At 67.1% G+C, this 2,953-nt stretch carries 5 protein-coding genes and 2 pseudogenes; 6 read left to right on the top strand and 1 reads right to left on the bottom strand.

Annotated elements, in window-relative coordinates; genetic code table 11:
- Positions 1–161 (bottom strand): annotated as a pseudogene (locus AC1DXK_RS30705) (IS6 family transposase); the annotation flags it as partial.
- A 312-nt stretch (positions 162–473) separates the two neighbouring features.
- Here AC1DXK_RS30705 and AC1DXK_RS30700 point away from each other — a divergent pair.
- From AC1DXK_RS30700 to AC1DXK_RS30675, 6 genes and pseudogenes are all read left to right on the top strand, one after another.
- Complete coding sequence (locus AC1DXK_RS30700) at positions 474–599, top strand: hypothetical protein (protein ID WP_457108835.1); 126 nt, start codon at positions 474–476, stop codon at positions 597–599.
- A gap of 44 nt (positions 600–643) precedes the next feature.
- Positions 644–799, top strand: coding sequence for a hypothetical protein (locus AC1DXK_RS30695; protein ID WP_457108834.1), 156 nt, complete (start codon positions 644–646; stop codon positions 797–799).
- Positions 800–1,453: 654 nt separating this feature from the next.
- A complete protein-coding gene (locus tag AC1DXK_RS30690) occupies positions 1,454–1,639 on the top strand; it encodes a hypothetical protein (protein WP_457108833.1) in 186 nt (61 codons plus the stop codon).
- Between the two features lie 12 nt (positions 1,640–1,651).
- The gene (locus AC1DXK_RS30685; protein WP_477299684.1) at positions 1,652–1,861 is read left to right on the top strand and encodes a hypothetical protein; all 210 of its coding nucleotides are present in this window, start codon (positions 1,652–1,654) and stop codon (positions 1,859–1,861) included.
- A gap of 210 nt (positions 1,862–2,071) precedes the next feature.
- Positions 2,072–2,269, top strand: coding sequence for a hypothetical protein (locus tag AC1DXK_RS30680; protein WP_477299683.1), 198 nt, complete (start codon positions 2,072–2,074; stop codon positions 2,267–2,269).
- Positions 2,270–2,792: 523 nt separating this feature from the next.
- Positions 2,793–2,953, top strand: a pseudogene (locus AC1DXK_RS30675) (IS6 family transposase); the annotation flags it as partial.

Raw genomic sequence — 2,953 nt, 5'->3', positions numbered from 1 at the left:
AGGCCACGTTCAAGGAACAGCTCCTCGATGTCGCGGTAGCTCAGCGGGTAGCGCAGGTACCAGGAGACCGCCTGCACGATCAGGACCGCCTCGAAGTGCCGGCCGCGGAAGTCGGTCCGTGCACGCTGCTTGAGCTTGGCGGCAATGGCAGACAGGATCATGGGCCGGCTCCAAAGCGGAGGCGGCAAGCTGAGCGGGTATGGCTAACGACCCGCGAACCTCAGCACATTCGCGATTGCGACAGCCCCGGTAGAAGCGCGGTCGGAACGTGCGCGAGGCCGGGCGAGCCTTGTTAGTATGGCCGCCCGGCCGGTGCGCGCTACCTCCGCGCCATGGCAAAAGAGATCCCCAGCGTCGGCGACCTACGCCGGAAGTCCGAGGTGACGGATGAAGAGATCGAGGCGGCTACGGCTGCCTAGCTAAAGGACGAGAAGGCCGACCCGTTCGTCTTCAAGTCGGGCCACCGGGTCGATGTGGCCAAGGCGATCGAGATGCACCCGCAGGCCAAGAAGCTGCTGGCCGACGAGGCCACCACGCCCGGCCTGCGCCGCACGATGGTGATGACTGCCGTCATCATGGGCTTCCCGGTCGAGGGATGAGCGACGATCCCGAGGCCCCACACGAGCGTGCAGCGACCCAGCACATGATGAGACGCCTCGACGGGTTCGCCCGCGGCCTCGGCCTTGACGAGGCGATCACGCGGCAGATCGTCGAGAAGGTCGTCGCCGACATGCCGGTGCACACGGACGACGAGCGCTTGGCCGAGGCGCGGGCACGAATGATCGTGGCCTCGGCGTAGTGAGGCGGCGATCCGCAGGCCAGCACTGGTGTGAACCCAAGGCGCTGGCGACACTCGCGTCAGCATGGCAGATCGGCGCAATGCTAAGCCCCGACCCGCAGACCTGTGAAGTGAAAATCGAGGGTGCATGGCGTGCCGTCAGCTTGGACGAGGCTGCTTCTCACCACACCATGGCGGTCAAGCGTTGCCCGGCCTGTCACGGCCGCGTGGCGATCAACGGGTCGTACAGTGGACCGAACGTTCGCCGTAGCCTCTACCACCGCAAGGCGCACAGCGGTTGCCCGCTCAAGCCCGACGCGTATACCGGGCGGCCGTCGCTGCATCCGCAGGCGCTGGCATAGCCCTGCATCTGCCCGACCGCCCGACCCGACGATAAAAGCCCGCCCTGGTGTTCCAGGTGCGGGCTTGTCGCGACTGCGCCAACAAGGCCGCACCGCGAGACCGTACATCCGGGTCTCGGTGCTGCTCTTCCGACGCTCAGCCCCCAGCCGGTCGCTGACAGCTACCTCTGCCGTTATGGTTAACAGATCGTTGCCGCTGATCGGTGACAACGCCGCGCTGTGAGCCCCGTCACCCGATCTAACCACGGGCTGACGGGGCTCGATACCGTTCCTCACGGCCGGGGCCTGTACGCAACGCGGCCCAAAGCGCAGAATGTGGGAGGGCGGTTACCCGAGCCTGACCGGCCGCTACGACCGCGCCGCCATCATGGCCCCCGCCTGCAAGGCCGCCACCGGCATTCAGGAGCGCTGCGGTGTCTCCCGCGGCGAGGCGATGTCCTCCGCTCTCAAGGCCACTTGGCAGGTCGCCAAGGCCGCCCACCGCGCCGCTGCGCACTGAGGCCCCGCACCCATGGCCCGCAAGCAGCCCGATCCGATCTTCGCTGCCATCGCCACCCACCGCGAGGCACACGAGGAGTGGCGCGCCGAGGTGCATTACCGCTGGACCAAGCGTCGGACCCGTCTCTACTCGATCCCGGTTTCGCCGCTGCGCTGGAGCGGGCGAGGCAACGTCATCGYCGCTGCCGGTACGGCGCTCATCAACCTGCTGGAGCGGGCATAGGAGCGCCTGTTCTGGCGCTCCAGACGTGGGYGCTCAGTCRTTCGGRACGCAGCCRCCCCAGTAATTGCTGTAGTGAGCGCCATAGCCGCAGGTGCTACCCACGTAGATGAGGCGACGRGGTCCCCAACCGAAGCCRCCGTAGCCTCCGCCGAAATGACGGCCKCCGAACCCGCCGCCTCCACCGAGGTGCCTCCCGCCGAAGCCGCCCGGGTGCCCACCGCCGAAGCCACCTCCGCCGAAGTGACCGCCTCCACCACCGAAGTGGCCGCCGAAGGCGAACGCGTCGGTTGCCGCCAACATGCCGACCGGAGCCGCGATGGCGGCAGCAGCGAGCAGGGTCTTGAGTGTCTTACCGATCATCACGCTCTCCAATGTATCGCCGAGCGGCTCGTCCGCTTGCGTGATTGAAGGCATAGGGATCTACCCAGATACTTCCGTGATCGGCCTCACACATGCGAATAGAACATGAAGCTTGGTAGTAATCTGGTACTGCTTTGTTTGAGAGCCACCACGAAAGCTAAGCCGCATGGCTGCACGGGACCGATCAGGATTGTGATGACGAGACGCCCGAGGCTGCTCTGCTGGAGGTGGCGGTGAAGCCGGCGCCCGAGGCGGTCGTGCTGCCCTGGCGGGGGCGCGGCAACGTCCTAGCGGCGGCCGGCTCGTTCCTCGTCGACCTGCTGGAGCGCGCTTGATGCCGACGGCCCTCCCGGCTCGGCCCGCGCCCCGGTCCTACCGCCAGGGCCGTCCTTTGACGCGCTGGCAGGCCGTCCGGTTCTACTGGCTGTTCGCCCGCGTCGTGATCCTCGATGCACGCCTGCACGCCGCACGGAGGCGCGTAGACGGGGCTGTCRCAATCGCGAATGTGCTGAGGTTCGCGGGTCGTTAGCCATACCCGCTCAGCTTGCCGCCTCCGCTTTGGAGCCGGCCCATGATCCTGTCTGCCATTGCCGCCAAGCTCAAGCAGCGTGCACGGACCGACTTCCGCGGCCGGCACTTCGAGGCGGTCCTGATCGTGCAGGCGGTCTCCTGGTACCTGCGCTACCCGCTGAGCTACCGCGACATCGAGGAGCTGTTCCTTGAACGTGGCCT

Source organism: Methylobacterium sp. P3_A11, assembly GCF_056403155.1.
Note: the sequence above shows the minus strand (reverse complement) of the source record. Positions and strands in the feature narration are given on the sequence as shown.

Excerpts from the sequence above, each read along its gene's own strand:
- AC1DXK_RS30695 (WP_457108834.1), top strand. The coding sequence starts at position 644 with ATGATGAGACGCCTCGACGGGTTCGCCCGCGGCCTCGGCCTTGACGAG.
- AC1DXK_RS30690 (WP_457108833.1), top strand. The coding sequence starts at position 1,454 with ATGTGGGAGGGCGGTTACCCGAGCCTGACCGGCCGCTACGACCGCGCC.